Source organism: Okeania hirsuta, from assembly GCF_003838195.1.
Taxonomy (GTDB): domain Bacteria; phylum Cyanobacteriota; class Cyanobacteriia; order Cyanobacteriales; family Microcoleaceae; genus Okeania; species Okeania hirsuta.
On sequence record NZ_RCBY01000650.1, the window covers coordinates 1 to 808 of the forward strand.

General features: G+C 46.9%; 2 protein-coding genes. Both read left to right on the top strand.

The genetic code is table 11. The features are described from left to right. A partial coding sequence (locus tag D5R40_RS38815) for a M28 family peptidase (protein WP_205127881.1) occupies positions 1 to 203 on the top strand: 203 nt, incomplete at its 5' end. 241 nt (positions 204 to 444) lie between these two features. Continuing rightward, on the top strand, positions 445 to 808 hold a 364-nt coding region (locus tag D5R40_RS33455), incomplete at its 3' end, for an alanine:cation symporter family protein (protein ID WP_161565198.1).

An 808-nucleotide genomic window follows, 5' to 3' on the forward strand; every position in this document is an offset into this window, starting at 1 on the left:
ATGTGGATGTGGAGCCTGTTATCAAAGAGGCCGCTGAGAAGAATGGACTAAAGGCGGCAGGTGATCCCGTTCCAGAGCAAAACCTCTACGACCGATCTGACAATGTTTCTTTCGCAAGCAAAGGGATTCCCGCCATCAATGTGATTCCGGGTACCAAGGCTTTGATGCAAATTGATGAAATACTATCACCAGGTAGCAGATGAGCAGAAAGCATTGATTTTGTTTATATATCGAAGTTTGTTAAAACATTCGCCGAAATTGCCAGCATACTGGCTATTCTGCCAAAACTCCCAGCTGGAGAGAAGAAAGCAAATACTTCATGCAGGGAAAGCATTGTATTGGGAGAATAAGCATAAACGTGTTGGTGTTGGCGTGCGTGTTGGAATAATGCTACGGAAAACGCCAATACACCAACACTCCTCAAAACCAACACTTAAAACTACTATGAACCAACTCGACCCGCTACGCAGGCTTCTAATTTGCCTGGGCATGCCTCTCCTACTCCTCCTTATTGGAGGGGGTATTTTCTTTTTGTTGTATTCCAACCTGATTCCCTATCGCTACCTGGGACATGCCATAGGGGTTCTTCGGGGGAAATACGACGATCCGGATGATCCCGGTGATATCGATCACTACGAGGCTTTGTCTACTGCTTTGGCGTCAACCATAGGCATGGGGAATATCAGCGGGGTAGCAGTAGCCATTGCAACTGGAGGGCCGGGAGCCTTATTTTGGATGTGGATGACAGCTATTGTGGGTATGGCCACCAAATTCTTTACCTGTACCCTCGCAATCATGTATAGGGGAA